Here is a 26,255-nt window from a genome sequence, read left to right on the forward strand (position 1 = left end):
TAACAACCTTAACTATCTCCTATTTTAGGTAATTTGCCAAGATAAAGTCGGTTTCATCTTCCAAGTAATCCTGTAAAGTACCTAATCTATTCATAAAATAAAAGTCATTCTCTATCTGTCCCTCCTCCATAGGTCTAACTTCAATAATAAAGAAATGTTTATGAGGCACAGGACAAACACTTATGACGTTTTTCCATATATCTACTAAGGGTCTTTCGCGCTTTAAATCAATTACTTTTAAATGAACTGGAATAGGCATATCAAATTCGTGATTCACGTAATAACGTCCACTCCTCTTCGTATCTCTATAAATTACAGGAGCCTTTTTCAACATAGAATCCTTTTTATTTAGGTAAACTAAATGCTCTTTTCCTTTATATGTAATCGGAAACACCTCATTGTGAATCGTTTCAAAAGACTGTACTTTTCTTCCACGCGAATTACACACTCTTACTTTTTCATTATTTACTTTCCTCACAATCTTAGACTCATTGTCAAACATACCAACGTAATTCTTGACAATACGCTTTAATCTTGCTCTCTTGGCCTTATATAAATCCTGATCTATACACACAAATCGTTCACCAATTGTTTCAATCGGTAAAAAAGGTTCTCTTTTAATATCAGGATCAACCGTATAAACTTTTGTTGTAATCAATTGTCGGTTTTCAATCACAAAAGCCTTACATTTTTCTTTGACTATTCCCAACTTAAGATTAGGAACAAGTTTCCAATTCCAAAACTCTGTTCTTACTTGATATGTAATAACAACTTGTGCAATTGTAAAATGATTAACTACTGTTAGCAATATTCTTGAGTAGTGAAAGGGAGCAACTACTTTATTGGTGTGACTAATAATCCCATACAATCCGTTCTTGCTTTTTACGACAGCAAAACCAGTAGCAACAAATTTATCAGCTTCCAAATATTGAGGTTCTATCAAAACTACGTTGTTTTGATCGCGATATCCATATAGATTATTACTCCCTAAAAAAGGCGAGAAATCTATAACTGTGGTGATAGGAGTAGTATTCATAAGGAAATGATTAGTAATCTTAAATATAAATCATTTTTTTTATAAAAAACAAACAACAAACAGAATTATTTGACTCGTAAACAAATAATTACATATTAAAAGAAGGAAACTTATCTTGTTTATACACGGCTTGCTCACATAATACAAGCATAATGCAAACATAATGCTCCCATAATTTCCCATTATTCTTATGGAAACACTATGACACCACTATGGGAGCACTATGGTACCACCCAAAATATGAATGCATTAAAACCTGTCTTGTCCTACTATAGCTGTACAGTTATAGTTGCTAATCCGGTTTAGTATTATACGCTTATTTCACAATAACCCAACCATCAAAAGAAGCATAAAGATATCTTCCAAAAACACCTTGCCTCATACTTGCTTAAACAACGCTATAACTAATTTTTTAAAATTCGGTATAAAAATAAAAGGTCATCACAAAAAATGATGACCTTTTATTAAATTCACTCAATCAAACCTCTTTGTTCAACCAAGTTTTTATTCTTTACATTCTATACAAATCAGAATAGTTACTAATATCCTTTAGCAACATCATCTCCTCTTGGGTCTGCCCCTGCTTGATACGTACCATCTGCATTAACTAAAATTCCCTCTACACGACCATAAGGCTTGCGTTCTTTCAGCATATATCCTTTGCTCTGTAAAGCTTTGCGAACTCCTGTAGACAAAGCCTTTGGTTCATAATCAATTTGGTCTGGCAACCACTGGTGATGAAAACGCGGTGCAGCAACTGCCTCTTGCATATTCATTCCAAAATCAACTACATTTAAGATAGTCTGAAAAACTGAAGTAATAATAGTAGATCCTCCTGGCGTACCCACAACCATATAAAGTTTGTCGTCTTTTTCAAGAATTGTAGGCGACATTGAGCTCAACATACGCTTTTCAGGTTCGATAGCATTTGCCTTACCACCAACTAACCCATACATATTTGGAACTCCTGGTTTGATAGAGAAGTCGTCCATTTCATTGTTTAATAAGAAACCAGCTCCACCTACCACAACTTTAGAACCATACGAATCGTTTAATGTAGTTGTAGCCGATACAGCGTTCCCCCATTTATCAACTACACAATAATGCGTTGTTTCATCACTTTCATAACCACTTAACTCACCCGCACTTACATCCGAACTCTTCGTTGCCTTGTCAAAAGACATTGTTTTCAGACGTTCTACATTGTATGCCTTATCAACTAACTTCTCTGTAGGCACTTTGTGAAAAGCTGGATCTCCTAAATGTTCTGCACGATCAGCATATACCCTGCGCGATGCTTCTGTCATTACCTGCACGGCTTTTTCAGATTGGAATCCCCATTGCTTCATTGGAAATTGGTCTATCGACTGAAATAGAGCGATAAGCGCAATACCACCACTACTTGGAGGAGGCATTGAAATAACCTTTAACCCTTTGTATTCTCCAACAATAGGAGTACGCCAAACAGCTTCATATCTCTTCAAATCCTCTAACGTAATCATTCCATTACCACGGTTCATTTCAGCTACAATTAACTCAGCTGTTTTACCTTCATAAAATCCTTTTCTACCGTCTTTTTGAACTCTCTTTAATGTTTCTGCTAAATCCGATTGAACCAACAAATCACCTGCTTTCCAATGTTCTTTAGCTGTTAAAGCATTCTTTTGTGTATTATATTTTTCAAAAATCGCATAATGGTCCGTCAACTCCTTTGCTTGTTTGGCAGTAATAGCAAACCCTTTCTCTGCTAAATCAATAGCAGGCTGAACTAATTCTGCCCAAGATAGTGTACCATATTTTTGGTGAGCCTTAACCATTCCATCCACTGTACCTGGAATTCCTGTTGCTAACGTACCATTTTGACTTAAATCAGTAATTGCCTCTCCATCACCAGACCAATACATATTTTCTCTGGCGTGCATTGGAGCTTTCTCACGGTAATCTAAAGCGTCAATTGTTCCGTCATTACCTCTGTAAACGATAAAACCACCACCACCGATGTTACCAGCATTAGGATAAACAACAGCTAAAGCCAACTCTACTGCCACCGCAGCGTCAACAGCATTCCCACCTTTTTTCAAGATGTCAACTCCTACTTTACTGGCTTCAGGATGAGCAGATACAATCACTCCATTTTTAAATGTTTCCGGATTTTGTGCTACTACTTGCAGTAAACTACCACAAAGCACAAATGCAGATATAAGTATTTTTCTCATTATTTATAGTTTTGATTGCTGCAATATAGATAAATTAGAAAGGTAGATTGTCTTTTTCCGTGATTTTAACGACAAAAAAAATCCCTGAGGTTACCCTCAGGGACTGATTTTCAAAAAAACAATTACTATAAATTATTAAGTAACTCTTCCATTTTCTGCATTCTCAATTCTAAATTATTGATATGCTCTTGTTGTTTTTTGTTCACTTCATCTTGTTCGATAATGTGTAAGTACAACTCCTCAATTTTCTCTAATTGTTCAATAACCAATTTAGAGTAATCTACAATGTATCCGTTTGCTGCTTTGTTCAAGTCACCGATTGGCGTAACACCAGGTAAATGGTGATTTTCTTTTACAAAGTTTTTCACATACTCTAAATCTTTGAAGTCATAGTCGTATTTAATAGCCGACTCTCCTAAGAAATATTTCTCGAATACGTAATCCGCATAAGTTGATGTTTGAGAGTAGATAGTTCCGTTTACGAAAGTATCACCTTCTACGTATAACTTGGCGTTTGTAGCAATATTTCCTAATTTTGCAGGTACATTATCTGCTCCAATTGCTACATTTCCATATTGATAGATATCATCTTCTGTTGTTTCTGGGCGATCATTTGGTGCTTTTTGTTTATTCCAAGCTCCATTTTTAAACCCAGGTTTAATACTTAGAGTACCATCTGTCAACAATTTAAAATCTGTATCTACAGGCTTAACCACACCCGGAGCTTCAAAAACTGCAGTATTAATAGAGATTACATAAGGATTCGATGCTGTTCCCACATCATTCATAGTACCATTTTTACCATTAATTTTCAATGGCAATACAACAGTAGTAACTCCACCTACTCCTGCTGGTCCTTGAGCTCCTGTTACTCCAGTATCTCCTTTTGCTCCAGTATCTCCTTTTTCACCATCTTTTCCATTTGCTCCTGCAGGTCCTGTTGCTCCGGTATCTCCTTTTGCTCCTTGTGGTCCAACTGGTCCTTGGATTCCTTGATCTCCTTTTGAAACAATATGTTCAGTTCCTTCTCCATCAATAATGATTACACTTCCGTCTTCGCCTGGTTTAGCTGTAACAGATAATCCCTTATCTCCTTGGATTCCTTGGTCTCCTGTTTCTCCTTTTGGTCCTTGTGGTCCAACTGGTCCTTGGATTCCTTGATCTCCTTTTGAAACAATATGTTCAGTTCCTTCTCCATCAATAATGATTACACTTCCGTCTTCGCCTGGTTTAGCTGTAACAGATAATCCCTTATCTCCTTGGATTCCTTGGTCTCCTGTTTCTCCTTTTGGTCCTTGTGGTCCAACTGGTCCTTGGATTCCTTGATCTCCTTTTGCACCAGCTTCTCCATTGTCTCCATTGATTTTTGTCCAACTATTAGTCGTCTCATCATAGATCCAAACACCACTATCATTGTGAACAACTGTTACTCCTGCACCTGGTCCTCCTGGTGTTCCAGGTTCCCCTGGTTCTCCATCTTTACCTGCTTGTGATTCTGATTTGAAACCAGTATCTCCTTTGTCTCCTTTATCTCCTTTTTCACCATCTTCTCCATTGATTTTTACCCATGTACCATCTGGTTGAACAACCCAAACTCCGTCATTATTGGTTACAATAGTTACACCTTCTCCTGGTCCTCCTGGAGTACCTGGTTTTCCTGGCATACCTTCGGCTCCTGGTTCACCTGGTTTTCCTTCCATATTCTGACCTTTAAAGCCAGTATCTCCTTTGTCTCCTTTATCTCCTTTATCTCCTTTTTCACCATCTTCTCCATTGATTTTTACCCATGTACCATCTGGTTGAACAACCCAAACTCCGTCATTATTGGTTACAATAGTTACACCTTCTCCTGGTCCTCCTGGAGTACCTGGTTTTCCTGGCATACCTTCGGCTCCTGGTTCACCTGGTTTTCCTTCCATATTCTGACCTTTAAAGCCAGTATCTCCTTTATCTCCTTTTTCACCATCTTCTCCTTTTTCACCATCTTCTCCATTGATTTTTACCCATGTACCATCTGGTTGAACAACCCAAACTCCGTCATTATTGGTTACAATAGTTACACCTTCTCCTGGTCCTCCTGGAGTACCTGGTTTTCCTGGCATACCTTCGGCTCCTGGTTCACCTGGTTTTCCTTCCATATTCTGACCTTTAAAGCCAGTATCTCCTTTGTCTCCTTTATCTCCTTTATCTCCTTTTGCACCAGCTTCTCCATTGTCTCCATTGATATTCGTCCAAGTATTGGTCGTTTCATCATAGATCCAAACACCTTCATTATTGTGAACAACTGTTACTCCTGCACCTGGTCCTCCTGGTGTTCCTGGTTTTCCTGGTTCTCCGTCTTTACCTGGTTGTGATTCTGATTTGAAACCAGTATCTCCTTTGTCTCCTTTTGGTCCTTTTAAACCGTCTAACTGTTCTTCTGTAAAGTCCTCATAAACAAATGAATACCCATCATCTCCTTTGTCTCCTTTTGGACCATTGATATTTGTCCAAGTATTAGTCGTTTCATCATAGATCCAAACACCACTATCGTTATGAACAATAGTTACGCCTGCACCCGGTCCTCCTGGAGTACCTGGTTTTCCTGGTTTTCCTGACTGACCTGGTTGTGATTCTGAATTATACCCTGAATCTCCTTTGTCTCCCTTATCTCCTTTTGGACCATTGATTTTTGTCCAAGTATTGGTCGTTTCATCATAGATCCAAACACCATCATTATTGTGAACAATAGTCACTCCTTCTCCTGGTCCTCCTGGTGTTCCTGGTGTTCCTGGTTCTCCGTCTTTACCTGCTTGTGATTCTGATTTGAAACCAGTATCTCCTTTGTCTCCCTTCTCTCCTTTTGGACCATTGATATTTGTCCAAGTATTAGTCGTTTCATCATAGATCCAAACACCATCGTTATTGTGAACGATAGTTACGCCTGCACCTGGTCCTCCTGGAGTACCTGGTTTCCCTGGTTTTCCTGACTGACCTGGTTGTGATTCTGAATTATACCCTGAATCTCCTTTTGGTCCTTTTAAACCATCTAATTGTTCTTGAGTAAAGTCTTCATATAAGAACGAATCTCCTTTATCTCCTTTTGGACCAGCTAATAAATCAACTTTAACCCCTTTTTCTAAAATTGGGTTTCCTGCAGCATCAATAGCATCCTCATTATAATAAATGAAACTTGTATCTCCTTCTTTATAATCAATCTTCGTTACAGTTTCAAATTGTTTCAACTCTTTCAAAGAAATACTTACCGATTTCTTATCAGTATCATGTAAATAAAGTGAATCATTTTCTACAGTAAAATGGCTGTTACGAGTATTTAAGTCTTCAAAATTTTTATCACTTACTAAATGATACCATTTATCTTCATACCAATAATAAAATCCTTTTTGTAAATCCTGAGCCTTCTCATTAGTGTTAAACACCAATAATGACTCGATCATATCTCCATCAATAGTCTCGTCATCTGTAAGAGATTTTAAACTAACACGAGGGACTAACATTCCTTTATTTGTAGCATCTACATCTAACATAGCAGCAGTTTTAGGCAAAGCCGTACCAATACCCACTTGTGAATATCCTGCTGTAGTCAATGTAAAAGCTAATCCTATATATATTAATCTTTTTTTCATGGCGATTATTTTCTAACTATTATCTTTATATTTTTTTAATCAAAGTAGCGTCTAAATTTGATAGAAACCCCATTTTGATTTACCCTAAATCCTTCTTTAAAACTTGAGTCATTACTCACAGTAAATCGAAACTTTACCTTTTTTTCCAGATCTGTAATTCTTATAAAAAACATATAGGTATATCCTTGAATACTTCCTCCACGTGTATGTTTTGATATAATCGTAGCACTTTGAGGAGGCACCAATTCTGATCCATTCACATCCGTTATCCCACATTTTTTAGAGTATAATCCTAAATAACCATGGCGATTACCATTAGGGTCTTTTATAAAAGGGTTATGAAAATCCGGATTTGAATCTTCACTCATATTTCCTCTATCATTCCAACCATCAATGGACACCTCTACTTTATAATACCCTTTAGGCATTGTAAACACCTCTCCATAATTATCATACTCATAATGTAAAGTAACTCCGCGCTCTATATCTGTCGTTGAATAATCCGTTTTTTCTTTTTTAAACCTTATGTAATTAGTGGCACTTAAATTCGTATAAGGAATAAGTACTTCTTGTGTTGCCTCAGCTGTTCCCCCCATCATTCTAATGGTAGTCATTCTATCAACCCCTTCATTATTTAAAAGTTGATTCCACTTTTTACCATCCCAAACATAAATACCTTTCCTTGCAATATTATCCTCGTGATTTCCTCCCATAACGTTGTACACTAAAGTACCGACTTGAGGATCAACGATAGGGTTTTGGTTATCATCAAACACTTCAAAAACATGCTTTGGCAATAAAATTCCTTTTGTATCAGAACTAACCTCCAACACTGCTGATTTATGAGGCTTATGTGTCCCTATACCAACCTGACTCCAAGCTGAAAAGCAACTAATCAATAGTCCTACTCTTACTATATTTTTCATCATAATATTGATTTTTCAATGTTTACATATGTATCAAGTATAATGATATTTCCTTTTTTAAAAGTTGTCCCTTCCACTGCCTGTAAAATTAATTTCACATTACTAATTTGATTTCCCCCTTCTTTTTCAGGTATAGTTAATCCAAAATAAAAAGAAGCAGAAAACTCTCTTGACAATGGTCTGAAGCTCCCATTTTCCTTCACTGCAAAAGGCACTAAAGCATCTGCAAATGCATTATTTAAAACAACAGCTGTGTCAACTCTAACTTCACTTCTAAAATTTATTAAATGCGCTCTATAAGACTGGTTTGTATCTCCAAGCGTATTCTCTATATTAAGCATATTACCTTCATCTTCAATTTTTCCTCTTAAGTAAAAAGCAATCAAATAATTTCCAGGTCGCAACATCAAATCTTTTAAACCATCTGCTCTATCATAAAGAAGTACATCACCATAAGTATTATCAAAATCAAATTCTTTTAAAGGAATTTCTATTTCGTACCGTGGTTCTTCTTCTGGTCTTTGCCACGTACTATTCTGTACTTTAATTACCGCATTTTCAATAGAACTTCCTCTATTTACAATAGCACTCCACATACCATTTTTAAACATATAAACTCCAGGAATTATAACTTTACTATTATTGTAAACTAACATTCCTTCTGCTGGATTCTTAATTGGTTCTTCTTTGTTTAATACGTCTTCTATTTCCACTACAGGTAATACAAATCCTTTTGCTTTATCACCTTGCACAATACTTTCGTCAATTGTAGACATATCCAAAATAACAGCAGGCGAAACTACTCCATGATGATTAGTGGCTGTTTGAGCAATTAATGTATTTATACTAATCAACATTAACACTGATGCTATACTATATTTTAAAATATTTGTTTTCATTCCTCCTATTTTAATTTTGTTATTTTCAAGTATGAATTTTTTGCTACTAATCGATACTTAGCTGTATAATAAGTACTGTTTGATGCTTTTCCTACTCCTAAACTAAAATTATGTAACACCTCTTTTCCCTTATCTTTTTTTAAGTCCATTATATTCGAAAAAACTACTAAATGTTCTTCTCCTTCAGGAGAAAAAGTAGAGCGTTCTACTCTATAAGTTGCTGCTATTCTCTGATTAAGAGAAGTAACATAATTCTCATTAAAATTTGTGAAATATGCCATATTATAATAAGTCCTATTAGCTTCTTTTGGCGCTATAAAAACAGCGAAAAACTCAATCAAATAGACTCCTGAAGAAAATCCTAATTGAATCTCATTAGACTTCCCAGCATCTAAAACAGATAAACTACTAATATGCCCATCATTCAATATTTTAAATAAAAAATCATTTTGATTCAGTAGATACATTTGTCCATTTTCTGTTACAGGTATTTCAAATGAGCTTGCTGTTTTATCTACTAATTCAAACCCTATAATCGCTGTTTTAGGCAATCTATCAAAGTTTGCCAGTTGCTCCCAAGCTCCTTTTTCTCCATTTAGTTTATTATTCCAAAAAGACAACGTACTTTCTTCTTTATCATGTACATCAATAACTACAAGTCCATCTGGCATATCCTTTTGTTCACCAACAATTGGATTATTTTCATACCTGTTCTTTATATCCACACGCGGTAATAAAACCCCTTTATCTTTTACATCAAACTCAGCTGTAGCATTTGCACTAACTCCCCTTTTATTAACCCCTATTTGACTATATCCAGTGGTAGCTATTAAAGCTAAACACGTTACTAAAAAAAATCTACCTATTCTCATAACCTTTGCCTTGTATATCATTAACAATATAATTTTATCTGTTTTTAAACAAAACAACATTGTTTTTTAACCCATTTAATAAAGATAATTTATTACTTTAAATTAATTCACTTTTTGCGAATCTATTTTTAACCTTTTTTTAAAAAAATTAAACTTATCAAACATTTTTTATGTTCTATTACCTATTTACAAAAACCGTGACAAAACATGATGCTCAATATTAAAATTCTCTAATATTGTAATACAAAAACCTCAAAAGCACGTATAAACAACACAAAAACAAACACTTAATGCTTTATTTTTATTTAAAAAAAATAACTGATATTTTTTTACGCATTACATATATTTGCCTCAATTCTATTTTTTTTATACAAAAAAAGCCGGCTTACATCAGTAAACCGGCTTCACTCAATATGTTAAAAAGAAGACTGATCCATTTTAACAATTATAAACTCACTTCGCCTATTCGCTTGGTGTTCTTCTTTCGTACAAGGAACGTTGTTTGCACATTGGTTTACCAACTGCGTTTCTCCATATCCCTTTGCACTTATTCTTGTTTCTTCAATACCTTGACTTATCATCCAAGCCCTTGTAGATTGTGCTCTGCGTTCAGACAACTTCATGTTGTAAGCATCGTTTCCTCTGCTGTCTGTATGCGCTCTAACATCTATCGTAATCTGTGGATATAACTTCAATACCTCAACTACTTTTGCCAACTCAACAGCTGCATCTGGTCTAATAGAATGCTTGTCAAAATCAAAATAAATAGGATCTAATTTTAACTTAGCAAACAAGTCGTCATCCATCCCTATTTTCTCTTCCACAGGGTCTAATCCAATATTAACTTCTTTAGACACATTAAACTCTTTCCCTAACAAAGTCGAAACCTCAGCGGTAAGGAAGTCATCAGCACTTGCTTTTAATCTAAATTTGCGATTACACTCCACTGCTTCTGTCGCAAAATGTCCTTCTTCATCCGTAGTAATTACTCCCAATTCTTTGTAATTTGCATCAAATAATACAACTGTCGCGTTAACAATTGGCAACTTAGTACTGTTGTCAAAAACAACTCCTTCTATCTTTTGTATGCAATCAACTACTTGAAAAAAGTAAATATCATCATTACCTACACCCCCTTCTCGGTTAGAACTAACAAATCCCTTGCGGTTCTTATCATTGATAAAAAAGGCAAAATCATCTGAAGAACTATTGATAGGTGCACCTACGCTCACTACTTTTCCAAATGTACCATCCACATTGATTTTTGCCATATAGACATCTAAACCACCTAAACCAGGGCGACCATCTGATGAGAAATACAAATAGTTGTCTTTAGAAATAAAAGGAAACGTCTCTCGGCCTTCCGTGTTAATGCGATTACCCACATTTTCTGGTGTTCCAAAAGAAGCATCTTCATAGATTGCTACCCTATAAATATCAGACTCCCCTATTGTTCCTGTTCGATCAGAAGCAAAGTATAACCACTTTTCATCAGGAGACAAAGCTGGGTGAGCTGTATTAAAATCATCTGAATTAAAAGGCAATTCAACCGCTTCATTCCACTGTCCGCTTTCATTCAAAGTAGCCTTGTACAACTTCAATAAAATGGCGTAATCACTGTTGTAAACCTTTTTATTCTTTTTAAAATTGTTACGCGTGAAGTACATCGTTTTGCCATCTTTTGTAAAAATAGCAGAAGCCTCATTTACCTTTGTTTTTGCCGACTTATCAAACAACTCGGGTTCACTAAAACTACCATCTGAAGCAATAGTGGACATATACAAACTTGTAACTGCCTCGTTAGTCCATTTGTGAATCTTTCCACCATGTTCTGTTTCACGGGCAGACGTAAATACCAATTTATCCCCTAAAATAGCAGCCCCATAATCTGAATACTCACTATTAATAGGCAAAGACTCCAAGTCGTAACGCTGAATCATAGCGTTGATTTCATCCAGATAGGTATCTTTCTTTTCTTCAAACAAAATACCTCTACTATCGCTTTTTTCAAGCTTTGCAAACAAGCCTAAATACTCATCTGCCTTTTCGTAATTCTCAACTCCTCTCAACGTCTGAGCGTAGCGATAATACGATTCGGAAGGCAGTTTAGCATCCTCTTGCTTTGCCAGGGTAAACAACTCCTCATACCACTTATGAGCTGTTTTTAAATCTCCCTTAAAGTAATAGGCCTCTGCCAACTTAGATAAGGTATTGATACTCTTATATCCCTTATCCACAATTTTCTCGTAGATTTCAATCGCATTGACATATTCATAGTGGTCAAAACTCTTATCTGCTTTCTTCTCTTTAACACCTTGAGCAAAACCACCCATGGTAACCAAAAACACAGAGGCAATTGAAAAAAACCTAATCACATTCTTTTTCATATCACATCGTTTAGTATTAGAAGAATCTCGGTGTATTCAATTTTGTCTTGTGATTAAAAATATCAAACTTCAAGAAAAACTCGTGTGAACCAGAATTGTAATTAGCCAACTTAGTAGTATCAGCATCGTAAGAATAACCAATCATTAAGTTTGGATTAACTTGAAACCCGACCAAACCACTCACTGAAGCATCCCATCGGTAAGCAGCTCCCACAGTAAACTTGTCTATAAACAAGAAATTAGCTGTTAAGTCCACTTGCAATGGCGCTCCCGATACAGCCTTTGCTAAAAAAGCAGGCTTAAACTTCAAGCTTGGATTTAACTCAAACACATACCCTCCCATTACATAGAAGTGTGCTTTCTGACTCATCACGGTAATCTCATTATCGTCATAGCGATCAGTTGTCAAGAAATTAGGCACAGACAATCCCACATACGCTTTGTCAGAATACAAGTACAAACCAGCCCCAACATTCGGGTTAAATTTATTCTTGATATTGTTTGCCAACTCCGCAGCAGAAGGATCATAAGCGTGTAGTTTATCGTACTCCACATCAAGTAAATTAGCAGTAGCTTTCACACCAAATGCCAATTTAAAATCGCGGTTTACGTCTATAGTGTATGACATGTCTAACGAGATATTATTCTCTGTCATCACCCCTAATTTATCATTGGTAAACGTACCTCCAATTCCCAATTTAGAATCGCCTATCGGACTATGAGCAGATAGATGAGCTGTTTTAGGAGCCCCATCCAGTCCTACCCATTGTGCGCGATAATGTCCAAAAAGAGAAAGCGCCCCTGTAGACCCCGCATAAGCAGGGTTTACGTTAGAGGGATTGTACATATACTGAGTATATTGAGGATCTTGTTGACCAAAAGTTTGTTGGGCTGTAGCTAAACATACCAAGCACAAGCCCACTTTTTTTAGTATTGAATTGTAATTCATCTGTCTTTTCATTAATTAGATTCTAAGTGTAGGTATCCTGTTTTTTTAATTCTACGAGAAGCCCCTGTAGATTTATCCGGATACTCATACGTTACCACAAAGTAATAAGTACCCGATGGCAACTTCTCATTTTTATTCATTGTTACCCTACCCTCAGAATAGCCTTTAAAGACATTTCCATTACTGTTATAATTCGTTGTTTCGTAAACTTTAACTCCCCAACGATTATATATTTCCACGCGGTTATCTGGATATTTGTTCAAGTTATCAATGCGGAAAAACTCATTGTGTCCTGTACCATTTACAGATACAAAGTTGTATATCACAACCTCGCCATCCAACATCCAATCCGTCTTAACAGTAGCTAAGGTAAAGTACCCCACATCTTCTACTGCAATAGGTGTTGTAACTGTTTGATTAGCCTCATCCACAATTCCTCCTTCATCTACCCACATCTTATCCTTTTCGTTCCAGCGAACAATGCGTAGGTTTTTATCTGCTTCTAACAACAATTCAGCCGGTGTAGTACGCTTGTCATAACTCAAAGTAACAATCGCATTCTCTTGCTTATTGTCCCTCTTTTTTATAATCCAGTACTCCATATTATCCACTAATTGAATAACCCCTGCCTTTTTTGTACGTTCATCAAAAAATGGCTTATCCTTGTAAATATACTCTGCAGAGAATATATCTTTATTTGACTTAACCATTGACGTTCCCGCTGGGCGATACATTCCTTGGTCGCCAATAGGAAAAGTAAAATCGCTTTTACCCTCCTTTTCAACAGCTCCTTCCAGGTGACTCTTATCCGATGGATTAGCAGCTTCTGCTTTATCTAAAAAAGTAACGGCTCCTTTGTTTTTATCAACCTTTCCAATACCATTTAAAAAATCAGCCTTACCCGCCACAATCATATTGTTTTGAATATCAAAAGCCATCTTCTCTGTAGCATTGTCTAGCACTAAATCGTTAAACTTAGTCAGGCTATCACCCACTATTACCTGTGTAGTCTTACCCATCAGAATAGTTTTCCCTTCTGGTGTAATCCCCTTATAATCAAAACTCCCTTCATTAGTCAGGTGTTTATGCACCATAAAAGTTCCGTTATTTTTAAAATCCGCTTTAGCCTTATTTTCAAAATCATAATGCGTAGAAAGCAGTGAGCCAGCCTTTACATATAGCTGCCCTTTATTCACTGTTTGCGCCATCGTACCTAACGGAGTAAGAGATAGAACTACTAAGAGTGTGTTATAATTAATTTTCATCATGTCGCTCTTTTATAGTTCACTATTTTACTACAAACACGATGTTCATAATTGAATAAGCACTCCCCGTACCAATAACTTTATACTTCATTAAACCCTTCTCATCAATTACGATTTCATCAAATGTTGTCTTATCGTAATCAGTTACATAATAGTACAAATCCGTTGCGTTTGGGAAATGAGGAATACCACCTTTATCTGCCATAGGAGCACCTGTACTTCCTACAGCATTCCCTTTTAAACCAAACTGCTTTGTGTACTCAGCATATAAGTCTTTCTCTTCTAGTTTATCAGCCGTTACTGTTGACGTATCAAAAACAATAGAAGGCATATAGAAAAATTTCACAGCCTTATTATCTGTTGTTACCATTTGTTGCCACTTCGTACCATCGTTATAATAAAACCCAGGCACTACATCATTAACTTTACTGGTATTATAAACAGTCATACCTGCTACGTGTTCGTTTAAAGGTGTAGCGTCTGTTGTTTTTTCTAATGCTAAACGAGGTAATAAAAGACCTTTATTTGTAGCATCTAACTCTAAAACTGCATTTGCATTAACATCTGGAGTATTATTAGCTCCCGCCACTCCAATTTTAGTTTGTGCAAATCCTAAAGTCGTTAGTAAAGTAAATGCAAATCCTAAATATATTTTTTTCATAATGTCATTTTGAGTTTAAGTGTAAGGAAGTACAAGTGGTGAGTTGTACTTCCTTTTTTTAATTATCTTGTTGTTTTGAGTTTGAAGTTGTCACTAAGGCTATTTTACCAAATCACCTGTGTATTCAACTACTACGTCATAGTCTCCTGTAGGAACAACTATGAATTGTGATCCCATACCGATGTTAAATTCAACTTTAGTACCTAATAATTTAATATCAGTAGCGCTATTAGCAACAACAATATCTCCTTTCATTAATTTAATTGAAAGTATTCCTTTAATAGCCAAATCATCAGTTGCTTTAGGTAAATCAACCCCTGTTGTTCTTGCAGAATTAACCCAAGTACCAGCAACTTCTTTACCTGCTTTAGTTGTTCCTTTAGCTAAATACACATAACGACCGTTATACACATTTCCTGTTAAAACAATATCTCCTACATTTGTAATATTATCTCCTAAAGCTTTTTTAACAACATCTTTATACTTGTTAATCACCTTAGTTAACATAGAAAGAGGTAAGTCAATCTCCTTATTTTCATATTTTTTAGTTGTATCATTATAAACAACTTGATAGAAAACGTGTGGCGATTTATCAGTTACAGCTGAATTTTTATCATCACCATCGTGGTCACCATAATACACGTTACCACCAGCGTTTAATACATTTGTGATTGCATTTTTGATATCCTCATTATTCTCAATAGACGATAGAATATCTCCTGTCATATTGATATAATCAGGCTGCCCTGCTTCATTGTCGTATTTATAAAAGATCTCTCCTTTTTTAACGTTTACATCTACTGGCGCATTTACTTTAGCATAATCTTTTAACTTACCATCAACCTCAGCTTCAGTTCTTGTAATTGCTGTTTTAGTCTCAGCTCCTTTTACTAAATCATTTAAGTTAATCGTTTTATACTCATTTGTAGCTGCATCATAATATTGGAATACCCAAACTTTTTCTTTTCCTTGATTTGGGTCACTTGGATCTTTATCAACCTCAATTTCTTTATAGATAACATTCCCTTCAGAGAACTGAGTGATGTATTGTAAATACTCCTCTACTGTAGTAAACGTTTTATCCTTACCATCAACTTGTATAGTAATATTTCCTGGAGTAGTTAAGATTTCTTCAATATTATTGATTACTCCCCCTACAACATCAATATGAATTGCACCAGCTGGCACTGCAGTCCACTTAGTTACATCTACTTCTCCTCCTCCATTAATGTAAGACTCAGACAAATAATACTGCTTATTGTTGTAAGTAACAATTGAAGTTTTAGTCTCAGCAGCTGCTACTAACTCATTTAAGTTAATTGTTTTATACGCTTTTGTAGTTGCATCATAATATTGGAATGCCCAAATTTTCTTATTTGCATCATTAGGATCTTCAATTTGTGTATAGATAACATTTCCTTCAGAGAACTGAGTGATGTATTGTAAATACTCTTCTACTGTAGTAAACGTTTTATCCTTACCATCAACTTGTATAGTAATATTAGGGTTAGACTCTAAAATCTCTTTGATGTTATTTACAACAACTTCTTTTACGTCAATTGTAATAGCGCCTGGTGTTTTTGCATTTAATCCCTTGATAATATCAGCTTCAGTAGCCTTAGGATCTATTTTTAATGCCTCTTCAATTGCTTTTGTAATTGCAGCTTCATTAAAATATACATAGCCTGTTACTTTACCATTATTATCTTTAAGCTCAATAAAGAAAGTATTTGTCTCAATTCCGCGAATCATATTCGTTAAATTGATTTTCTCAGTCTTATATGTTTTACTTGTTACATCATAAGTTACATAAGACATTTCTCCAGTCTTAGGATCATATACAATTGTAGTATGACTTTCTCCAGCTACTGGTTTACCATCGCTATCTACATTTCCTGGGTTAGTAGGAACGATATAGTTAATCAAGTTTTTAAGGTTAGTTACGTCAGCTCCAATTTTAGTGATGTTATCACCTAAATTTTCAATTGCTTTATCTAACTCTGATTTACTAACTATTCTATTCCATTTAGCACCATCCCAGTAGTAGAAACCTTTAGGTAATGTTATTATGTTATTATCTGTTGCATCTTTTACTTCATTTACTTCATTTATATTGTAAACCAAAAGACTTTCTACTTGACTACCTTCTATTGGTTTATAAATTTTTATGTCTGTCAATTCAACTCTCGGAATCAATAAACCTTTAGTGGTAGAGAAAATCTCAAGTTCAGCTGAAACAGCAGGATCAGGTGTCCCGATACCTACCTGTGCGTTAGCGAAATAAACTGATCCTAACAATGCTGCGATTAACGTAATTTTTTTCATGTCTAATAAAGTGTTTGTGTTATTACTATTGTTGTTTATATTTTAATTTTGTGTGTTACGTTCAAGTTTGATTTAACTGAACAGTTTTTTGTTTTTACCTTAATAGGTATTCTTCTACCTACTAAGCAACCATTTCTATACGTCTGTACAAATATTACCTCATACAATACTCCAGTAGGTTTTCCATCATCATCTACCTCTTCAATAGGCGTAATCTTACCTGGCATTTTAAATTTATTATTACCTAAATCCGTAAGCTCATCCCCGCCTTTTTCTTGGGTAAAAATCTTGTAAGTACTACAAGCGTCACTTGGCAAAATTTCTAACACACCACTATTACAGATGTCCTTTGTATCTTTTTCAATGTCAAAATTACTTCCCAAGTCAATCTTTGGAGCGATACTCACCTCATACACTTTTGTGAAGTTTCCTAAAACCCCAACGATACTACCATATGAGATCTTAACCCTATCAAACGGCTCATCAACCTCATCAATGATCATTTTAAATTTGTTCTTGTAACCAATCCCTAATAGTTTTAAGTCAATTACTTTTACTCCTCCCGTACCATCAATTTCTTCACCTACCTTTTGATCTCCGAGGTAACGTTGGATTTTATATCCTTTAATCAACTCTAAACTCAATACAGGGTTACCTGGTACTTCTGTAATGATATGTAGCTTATCACCAGGTACAGCTTGTTGTTTAAACACTACGGTTAAACTTGCCATATTGGCTACAGCTACCCCTCTTGAAATCATTGCATACGTTTCTAAATCATCATCAACAGCATTCCACGCATGAGAAACAGAAGCCGTAGCACTTGCTACTCCTAAACCGATATCTTGTACTCCGTGAAGCACGTCTAACACAGATTCGTGAACACCTGTTGTAACAGGAGCACAATATCCAGGGCTAAAAGCATCTACTCGCTTCTCGTAGTACACTCCATATACTTTTGCCAATTGAGCTACCCCAACTAAAGCACCTAAGGAAATTTGAACCCCGTGATACGCTTGAGCTCCATTCTTATCAGAAGGAACAAATGTGTATTCAAATACGTTGTCAGAAGCTAATAAATCAAGTACTCCTCCTGCAACTGGTTTAATAGCTCCAATTCTCTTACCATTTGCATCAAGCCCTACAACCGACATTCCTCCTGCCAATACCAATCCGCTATACTCCTTACCTAACTTAATGGTAACTGGCGTACCTGCTGGAACAGGTTGATCTCCATCAAAATAAATATTCTGCCAAGTAGTCCCTAATCCAAGTAAAGCTACAGTCGTAGAAATAGTAGAGTGTGTGGTTGGATCTGTGTCTGTTGCATTTTCTTTACCTGCCACAAAACCACCTAAAGTAGTAAACCACGTTGTTTTCCAGTTCCCAACACCCGTAGCATATACACGCTCTGTTAATGGAGGACAAACTGAACTATCCCATACGTTTACAACCAAACTTTCAAAAGTTGCACAACCATTACTTGACTCACTTGATACTGTTAAGGTGTAAATACCAGGAGCTGTAAATTCAACTATATCACCTGTTTTTAACTTTTTACCAGTATGGTCATGCCACACTACATTTGAACCATTTGTATATACTGCTGGTAATTTGATAGAAACTGATGTATTGCTTCCAGGATCAAACTTTAATCCTCTCCTATTTCCTCCTTCTATTTCTAATTCTGGCACTGGATTATATTCTATCACAATTGGATCAGATGGTTCAGAAAAACAAGCCTCTTTATTCTTAATACGCACTGTATAAACCCCAGGCTGATCAGCTATAAAAGTCTTTTCTTTTCCTCTTTTTGCTTCTTTTTCTTGTTCTTCTGTAGTTGCATTTTTATCTACATTACCCTCAATTGCAACGCCATTCAAATACCATTGATAAAATTCAGCTTTCTCATTTACCGTTAGAATTCTCTCGTCGCCTGAACAAATCACCTCACTTTTTCCGTTTACAGTTGGTTTTGCTGGCATTGGAAGTAATTCTACTTTCACTTCAGCAGCATCCCCTTGGAAACAATATCCAAAGTCCTCTACGGTTACATAGTAAGTTGTATTAACTAAAGCAGTAACAGTAATAGATGATCCTATTTGTGGTACATCTGTTCTGTCTTTCGTCTTATACCATTTGAAAATTGGGTTATCTAATTTTGGTTTCCCAAGTCCATATAACTTAGCTTTTAACTCTACTACAGTACCGTAGCATACAGCATTTTTTCCAGTACCCCCTCCTTCTATTACTATATATTTATTATCAATTGGCTTACAATTCGTAGACAACTTATACTCAACTTCTTTTGATTCTTCTACTCCTTGAGTATTCTTATAAGTAACTACTGCCTTATTCACTACTTCATTCGCTGAAGGAGCATTGTTAACTTTCGTCTTTAACGTAAAGTCAATCGACTCACCTACTTTAAGTACCCCTATTTTGTATGTAATTTTATTGCCATCTACTATACCACCACCATTGTCAATAATCTCAATTACAGCAGGTACAGCCTCGCTAATTACATCTTGAATCACAAACGACTTTAAGTCTTTATTACCTGTATTTTTTACCGTAATTAAATATGTCAATTCATCTCCAACCAAAGCCTGGTTGCTATTTACTCCATTACTACTTCCTGTCTTAGTAATAGCAACATCGTAATTTGGTGTTACCCCAATCTCAGTACCTGGTTTCTTTGTTGTATCAGGTGTAGTTGGTTTATTATTATCTGTTGGCGGAAATGAAGGAATCTCATCACCTGTCTGGTTAACTCTAACCACAGCAATATTTTTAATAACATCAATTCCTTCTAAATTGTCATTTACTTTAGCTTTAAATGTAAATGCAGTCGTACTTCCTACTTTCAGTTCCACATCACTTGTAAAGTGAACCTTTCCATTGTAAAAATCTCCTCCACTTATGAAAGTCAGTCCTTTTGGAAGTTCATCACTAACCGTAAACCCAAGCAATGAAGCTGTACCATTATTTTTTACGTGGATTGTATATTCAACCATTTCTCCACCTTTTACAGTAGTCGTTTTTGAAATACCATCAACTTTATAAGACTTCCAGCTTACTACATCAGAAGATGCATACACAGAACAGCTACGCGTTACACCGTACAATTCAACAGGAGGGAAAACACCAACGTTTAACACGTTTTTAATTCCAACCGAAATACGATCATAACGACCAGCTACTTTAAATGGAATATCAAGAACGTTTCCAGCGTTAATTAAGCTTAACACATCAACTCCTTCTACTAATCCATTTTTCCAATCCAAGGTTGCTACTTTCGCATCCCCGTTGTAAGCAATAATTTCTAAGCTTTCTAACAAAGGAACAGTTACCCCACCCTGACCTACTTTTAAGCGTATTTTAGTTACGTCATTAGGCACAGAAAGTGTATTGAAATAAATAAACTGTTTTACTGAAGCACCAACACCCAATGTACCCAAACTGATTTGAGAGAAATTAGTTGTATTTTCATTAATAGCCCATTCCGGATTTGTAACACCAGCCTTTCCTAAATCATTCACTGATAAACCAAGACCATCATATTCATAAGAAGTTGCAAAAGCAGGCGCACAAGTATCACTTCCTGTTTCATAACACATTCCGTACACATTCATTGAATTTGGAGCAGCAGTAGCACCAACCAATGCTTTAGAAACATCCGTAATTTTAATTGACTTATATTCTTTAGAAGGTGTAATTGCTAAATACGTACGCCCTAAAGCATCAACTATAACTCTAATTTTTCCATTTTTAAATGAAGATGTTACAGCCTGACTTCCTTCTTCTAAAACCGTTCTTCCTTTAGAATCCTTTACCTCTACTTTAAAATAGTGATCTCCTAATAAAACATTATTCAATAAACCTGCTACAACATTACCTAAACTACCGCCCAGTAAAGCTTTTAACTTATCACTTTCAAAATCAATTCTTACATACGAAGTAACATTAGCCTTTACCGAATTTTCATATCCCAATTCTACATACCCTTCCATTTTTCCTAATCCCAATAAAATACCAGCCCCAGATTGAAGTGTAGTGTACGAATCAAAATTCCCATCAAACAAGTTATTGATGTCATTTGCATTTTCAGCTCCTATTAAAGTAGTAGCACAAACTGGCGAAATAAAAGGCGATACCCCCGTAGTAACCGGACAAGCATCATTCACTCTTTTCACCCCATATAATCTAATAGCAGGAGTAACAGACACATTAACCCCAGCAAAGGCATTTATCTCTACCCTATCAAATGTTTTTCTTGTGTCAAATTTTAGTGTTTGAATTCCCCCTGACTTAAACAAACTCAATAAATCAAGGTTGTTTACTAATCCTTGTTGCAGTCCAAATGTTTCTTGCTCTTTATCTCCTAAATACGTTTTAACCTTATAACTTCCAATTAAGTTAATACTTGCCAAAGACGTAGGATCTAATTGTAAGCGCACTTGAAGTTCATCACCAATTTGAGAAGGCGTATTAAAATAAACCATCTGTCCTACAGAACCACCAAGCGTTATAAGCCCTGTACTAATCTCAGAATACTCAGATGAGTTATCGCTAATTGCTTTATATGGATTTTTTGCTCCAGCCTCACCTAACTTACCTAAACTTAGAGTCACCCCCTTTTGGTCATAAGAAGTAAACTGTGGTGCAAAACACGCATCAGTACCTATCTCACGACACATATTATATACTTTTAAAGTACGCGTTTCTCCATTTGGAATACTCGACACTTTATTTGTAACCTTTATACTATTATAAGATGAACTAGGAGTAACAGCTAAGTAGTATCTACCAATTTTATCTTGTACTACCGTCATTTTACCTCCCGTAGTTCCAGCAAAACCATTCTGACTTGTCGTTTTAGCAACTGATGTACTACCGTTATATGCCTCCACTTCAAAATAAGAATTACCAATTAAAGTACCTACTACAGCATCTAATGCCTTACCTAAAGTACCACCTAACAATTTCCCTAACACCTCATCTTGCGAATCAATGCGGATATAAGAAGTTGTATAAGCAGGCACAGTAGTATCATACCCCATTTGAATCATACCATGTGCAGGTAAAGACGAAAGTAAAGAGCCCGCACTTGCAATTAGTGAAGCATACGTTTCATTATTACCATCTATGGCATTTGTTGCAAAATCAACATTTTCAAAATCTATAATTGACGTAGCACAACTTGCCGTTTCAAAAGGTACAGCAGTTGGTGCAGGTACAACTACTTGCGGATTAACACATGTTTTACCATCATATCTTTCAACGTCATAAATACACAAACCACCATTAGCTAATCCCACGCCAATAGCTGTATTAATGCGTAACTCAACTTTGTCAAATGCTTTTCCTGGCGCAAACGTCAATATAGAAGACTCTTTTCCGCTAAGCAATGTTAGTAAGTCAGTACCATTTAATAAACCACCACTCAAAGAGCGATTATACACCAACTGATTCTTGTTATAAGCTCTTACTTCTAAGGCATTAATCACATTCAAATCTAAGAAACTTTCATTTGCTCCAATCTTTATATTGAATGTAGCATCTGCTGCTGAAGTAGTTGGGAAATTAAAATATTGTGACAAATGACCACCTACACCAACATTTAAGAAATTACCTGATTTTAGAATTGAATAAGAATTTACATCGTTATCAATAGATTTAGAAAACTCTTTAGTTCCGATTAATTCAAAAAGCCCTCCAAGCAAATCAATCTTTAACCCTTTAGCTTCTATGGCTGTAGATACGGGCTTACCACATGAATTATCCCCTTTATAATAGAACGCTTCATACACGTTCATTTCTAATTTATTTCCACCTAATAAGTTTAAAATACTTCCCTCTGCTCTTAAACTTACTCTCACCCCTTTAAAGGGCTTACTCGCAGAAATAGCTAAATATAAATCTCCATTAGCTGTTTCAGAGAAATCAACAATTACATCTTTACTATTAAGTGCAGTAGTATCATTCTCATAAGCTTCTACAATTAAATTAGAACCTAACACCCCTAATAATCCGCCTACTAACTTCCCTAAATCTAAATTTGCTCCCTTGTTGATTGGTGCTGATACTTTTACATAAGCTACTGTGTTTGCAGGAACTGCGGTTTCGAAATTAGTTTGAATCCATGCTTCACCATTCGCTCCAACGACAACTGCTATATTAGTTGCGAATAGACTTGCGAATGAATCTAGATTCTTATCAACAGCCTTATCTACATCTATAACATTAGCTATATTTTTATCAGTAGTTGGTTTATATGAACCTATCCCCAAAACAGTTATTTTGTTATTTGTTCCAAAAATAGCACTCTTAGCATAAACCTTTTCCTGTCCATACCCATACGTCAGTGGTACGAGCAGTACTAAAAATATTATTAACCTCTTCCAAAGAAGAAAAGTAGTTTTGTTTTTCATTTGTTGTTTGTTAATGTGTTTGAGTTTTGTTTTTTGTTGTGTTGTAATTGCAATTGCTTGTGATAACAATGCAAAAACAGATTCTCTCTCTTTCGCTCTTAAAAAAACACAGTACACTATTAGTATTTTAATACTACCTGGCCTGGTGTTTTGCCTATAGAAATTGTGAATTGTGGTGGTCTATTAGGCCAAAGTATCCCTGTTATGCTATCCATTAACAGGCTTACTACTCGTCTGATCAAAAGAGTCCTGTGTAGATTTGTCATTTTCTTAGCAAAGCCTACACTACCCTGTCTAAGTTTCTGTTTTAATTCTGTTCAGTTTCTCCATACCAACTTTTAGGTGAATAATAAATAGTTTTAAAACTGTTGCTCTTCATAAAGCGAGGAACACAGCAATTCAATAAATCATAAAAAGGCCGTCTTTTGGTCAGAAACATTTTTCACAATTCTCATCCCTGTAAAAAACCTTCACAAAAAGGAAACAGAAACAAAGCTTTGTGATAAAAATTACAACTTACCTACTCAATATACCCGGCGACTAAAAATGTCATTATTATAATTTACACTTACCATAAATGACTTATGGCTTTTAAAATTATTGTTCGTTAGTAAGAAATTTGCAGTAAAAAAAGGAAGCATTCACACCCGTAAATCGAAAAGCATCTTCCTTAATAAAGTAGAAATAAAGAATCTCTATTTATAAAAAGCACATTATTATATATAAGCTAATCACCCTTATTTTTTATGTTAAATTCTAATGAATAAACACAATAATTACAGAATTACAACCTCACTATAACCAATAATAAATAAGTAACTAATTTATCAACAAAACATTGGGGAAAAATTTACATAAAAAATAATCATTATTAGTAGAAAAAGGTATATATTGCGTCACCAAAATATATGATCAAAAACCATGATACAAAACACACAAAACACTGAAAACAAACACATTAAACAAAACAATCTTCCCGTTTTAACAACACGGAAACAATAACACTCTCCGGCTGTCAAGCTTTTTTCATAGATAAATTCGATACTTAGGTAAAAGAAAACTATGATAATTAAGTATTTTAGACAGCAACCTGTAAAAAAGACAATTAGATAAGTAGATATAAATAGCGAGTAGTTTCACAATTATTACAATCACCACGTGTAGTTTAAATTGCTTTCTTTGATTACTTTCATTATCTCACAAATTGTCGTAACTTCAATGTAGCATAAAACCAGTAATACCAAAGGCTAAGAGGTATAATTGTAATTTTATGTTTACTTGATAAAGAATTGTTTTAGTTAAAAATTTAAGTTTAATGGGGTCGAAAAATAAATTATACCATTCCCTTATAGTGGTATGCTCAATAATAGCAGTAATTGCTGCTATCCCACTCTTTCAAATCTGTAGTAAAGCCTTTTCGTTTTCTACCAATTTCATAACTACAATTACCCACGAATTATGTGGTAATACGTGTAGTATCAAAACATTTGTATTCACGGGATTAAACTCAATACTCTCTATCAAGGAGATTTATTTATCCCACGCTATGTTACCAACACTTTTATCTATAGAATTAAATCCCTTCGTCGCAGTACCAATGGTTGCAATGAATTACTTTATATCAGGATTATTCTATGGAATGGTTGTCTTGTGTCTAATGTCAACTTTAGTGATTTATAAAATCTTCAAAGAGCGCAAGTGGCGCCTTTACTTTATAATACAAATTTTAATCACTTGTTATTTTATAATTGGCGATGTTCAATCATACACAACCCTAAAGCCGGAGTTGTTTGACAATTACATACAAACGGGAATTATTATTGCTATTTTAATGCTTACCTCCCTTTTGCTATCTACTTACTTCCCTTTCAAGACTAAAAAGCTATTCTTTAAATACGAGCTTAAAATATTTACCGCTATTTCCCTTATTGGTATAGCCTTTTATTTTTCAAATTTCTTGGCTAACCCTGCTATGTCTCCCCTACTAACGGTGTCTATTGTAATCATATTTGCACTAACGCAATATTGTATCTACAAGCTAAGCAAGACTGGAAAATACCTTCTATACCCTATCTTAATCATTTTACTGATTAAGTTTTATACCATCTGTTTCACGCAAACAAAATTATTTGAAAGTATAGAAGAGTTTACAAACTCTATCAGTGCCTTAAAAGTAGTAGCTATCCTAATCATCTTGTTTAGCATTATCAATAATTATGTGCTTATCAAAAAGTTTCAAAACAGGAATATCGAAAATCAGGTTGTTATTTCTCAGTACGTGGCTTTGCTAAAGAACTACCACGAACTACTGATTGAAGAAAAGAAAGCCAAAGCTATAAAAGAAGCAGAAACAGTTTCTTTAAAAGACCATCAAGAAAACCTATGTGAATACTTAAAAGCTAATTACAAGCTTACAGAAAGAGAACTACACGTACTCTATCACATTTGGGATGGTATGAGCAACAAAGAAATTGCCAGCGAGCTCAACATATCCTTAAGTACAACAAAATATCACATCAGCAATATTTACTTGAAGCTAAATGTTAATTCAAGACCACAAGTATTTGCTTTAAAAGATTGGTAACACCTTACAGTTTCCAAAAATAAAAGGCTAACAACGAAGTATCGTGTTAGCCTTTTTATATTTCCTTATTTATTT

At 35.2% G+C, this 26,255-nt stretch carries 13 protein-coding genes; 1 reads left to right on the forward strand and 12 read right to left on the reverse strand.

Going from position 1 to position 26,255, the window contains the following annotated elements; genetic code table 11:
* Positions 1-19: 19 nt before the first annotated feature.
* The 12 genes from GQS07_RS13465 to GQS07_RS13520 form a co-directional block, all read right to left on the reverse strand.
* Positions 20-1,036, reverse strand: coding sequence for a WG repeat-containing protein (locus tag GQS07_RS13465; RefSeq protein WP_158211265.1), 1,017 nt, complete (start codon positions 1,034-1,036; stop codon positions 20-22).
* 539 nt (positions 1,037-1,575) lie between these two features.
* Positions 1,576-3,252 carry a gamma-glutamyltransferase gene (ggt, locus tag GQS07_RS13470; protein WP_158211266.1) on the reverse strand — a complete coding sequence of 559 codons (1,677 nt, stop codon included), beginning with the start codon at positions 3,250-3,252 and terminating at the stop codon, positions 1,576-1,578.
* 125 nt (positions 3,253-3,377) lie between these two features.
* Complete coding sequence (locus tag GQS07_RS13820; RefSeq protein ID WP_262885446.1) at positions 3,378-6,878, reverse strand: collagen-like protein; 3,501 nt, start codon at positions 6,876-6,878, stop codon at positions 3,378-3,380.
* A 35-nt stretch (positions 6,879-6,913) separates the two neighbouring features.
* Complete coding sequence (locus GQS07_RS13480; RefSeq protein WP_158211267.1) at positions 6,914-7,807, reverse strand: hypothetical protein; 894 nt, start codon at positions 7,805-7,807, stop codon at positions 6,914-6,916.
* Complete coding sequence (locus GQS07_RS13485; RefSeq protein ID WP_158211268.1) at positions 7,804-8,703, reverse strand: hypothetical protein; 900 nt, start codon at positions 8,701-8,703, stop codon at positions 7,804-7,806. Before GQS07_RS13485 ends, GQS07_RS13480 begins: the two co-directional genes overlap by 4 nt.
* Positions 8,704-8,708: 5 nt before the next feature.
* The gene (locus tag GQS07_RS13490) at positions 8,709-9,575 is read right to left on the reverse strand and encodes a hypothetical protein (RefSeq protein WP_233269285.1); all 867 of its coding nucleotides are present in this window, start codon (positions 9,573-9,575) and stop codon (positions 8,709-8,711) included.
* Positions 9,576-9,991: 416 nt separating this feature from the next.
* Positions 9,992-11,962, reverse strand: a complete 1,971-nt coding sequence (locus GQS07_RS13495) for an OmpA family protein (RefSeq protein WP_158211270.1) — start codon at positions 11,960-11,962, stop codon at positions 9,992-9,994.
* A 16-nt stretch (positions 11,963-11,978) separates the two neighbouring features.
* A complete protein-coding gene (locus tag GQS07_RS13500) occupies positions 11,979-12,911 on the reverse strand; it encodes a type IX secretion system membrane protein PorP/SprF (protein WP_158211271.1) in 933 nt (310 codons plus the stop codon).
* 11 nt (positions 12,912-12,922) lie between these two features.
* Positions 12,923-14,179: a gliding motility-associated C-terminal domain-containing protein gene (locus GQS07_RS13505; RefSeq protein ID WP_317165330.1), complete on the reverse strand. Its 1,257-nt coding sequence runs from the start codon at positions 14,177-14,179 to the stop codon at positions 12,923-12,925.
* A 19-nt stretch (positions 14,180-14,198) separates the two neighbouring features.
* Positions 14,199-14,837 carry a hypothetical protein gene (locus GQS07_RS13510; protein ID WP_158211272.1) on the reverse strand — a complete coding sequence of 213 codons (639 nt, stop codon included), beginning with the start codon at positions 14,835-14,837 and terminating at the stop codon, positions 14,199-14,201.
* Positions 14,838-14,936: 99 nt separating this feature from the next.
* Positions 14,937-17,162, reverse strand: coding sequence for a hypothetical protein (locus GQS07_RS13515; RefSeq protein ID WP_158211273.1), 2,226 nt, complete (start codon positions 17,160-17,162; stop codon positions 14,937-14,939).
* Between the two features lie 35 nt (positions 17,163-17,197).
* On the reverse strand, positions 17,198-23,596 hold the full coding sequence (locus GQS07_RS13520) for a DUF11 domain-containing protein (RefSeq protein ID WP_158211274.1): 6,399 nt from the start codon (positions 23,594-23,596) through the stop codon (positions 17,198-17,200).
* Between the two features lie 1,546 nt (positions 23,597-25,142).
* On the opposite strand from GQS07_RS13520, the gene GQS07_RS13805 reads away from it, so the two are divergent.
* Positions 25,143-26,180, forward strand: a complete 1,038-nt coding sequence (locus GQS07_RS13805; protein WP_158211275.1) for a LuxR C-terminal-related transcriptional regulator — start codon at positions 25,143-25,145, stop codon at positions 26,178-26,180.
* The last annotated feature ends 75 nt before the right edge of the window (positions 26,181-26,255 follow it).

The sequence above is a fragment of the Myroides phaeus genome (genome assembly GCF_009799805.1).
In the GTDB taxonomy this organism is placed as follows: Bacteria; Bacteroidota; Bacteroidia; order Flavobacteriales; family Flavobacteriaceae; genus Flavobacterium; species Flavobacterium phaeum_A.

Coding starts and splice junctions, on each gene's coding strand:
- GQS07_RS13465 (WP_158211265.1), bottom strand. CDS start 1,036: ATGAATACTACTCCTATCACCACAGTTATAGATTTCTCGCCTTTTTTA.
- ggt (WP_158211266.1), bottom strand. CDS start 3,252: ATGAGAAAAATACTTATATCTGCATTTGTGCTTTGTGGTAGTTTACTG.
- GQS07_RS13820 (WP_262885446.1), bottom strand. CDS start 6,878: ATGAAAAAAAGATTAATATATATAGGATTAGCTTTTACATTGACTACA.
- GQS07_RS13480 (WP_158211267.1), bottom strand. CDS start 7,807: ATGATGAAAAATATAGTAAGAGTAGGACTATTGATTAGTTGCTTTTCA.
- GQS07_RS13485 (WP_158211268.1), bottom strand. CDS start 8,703: ATGAAAACAAATATTTTAAAATATAGTATAGCATCAGTGTTAATGTTG.
- GQS07_RS13490 (WP_233269285.1), bottom strand. CDS start 9,575: ATGAGAATAGGTAGATTTTTTTTAGTAACGTGTTTAGCTTTAATAGCT.
- GQS07_RS13495 (WP_158211270.1), bottom strand. CDS start 11,962: ATGAAAAAGAATGTGATTAGGTTTTTTTCAATTGCCTCTGTGTTTTTG.
- GQS07_RS13500 (WP_158211271.1), bottom strand. CDS start 12,911: ATGAATTACAATTCAATACTAAAAAAAGTGGGCTTGTGCTTGGTATGT.
- GQS07_RS13505 (WP_317165330.1), bottom strand. CDS start 14,179: ATGATGAAAATTAATTATAACACACTCTTAGTAGTTCTATCTCTTACT.
- GQS07_RS13510 (WP_158211272.1), bottom strand. CDS start 14,837: ATGAAAAAAATATATTTAGGATTTGCATTTACTTTACTAACGACTTTA.
- GQS07_RS13515 (WP_158211273.1), bottom strand. CDS start 17,162: ATGAAAAAAATTACGTTAATCGCAGCATTGTTAGGATCAGTTTATTTC.
- GQS07_RS13520 (WP_158211274.1), bottom strand. CDS start 23,596: ATGAAAAACAAAACTACTTTTCTTCTTTGGAAGAGGTTAATAATATTT.
- GQS07_RS13805 (WP_158211275.1), top strand. CDS start 25,143: ATGTTACCAACACTTTTATCTATAGAATTAAATCCCTTCGTCGCAGTA.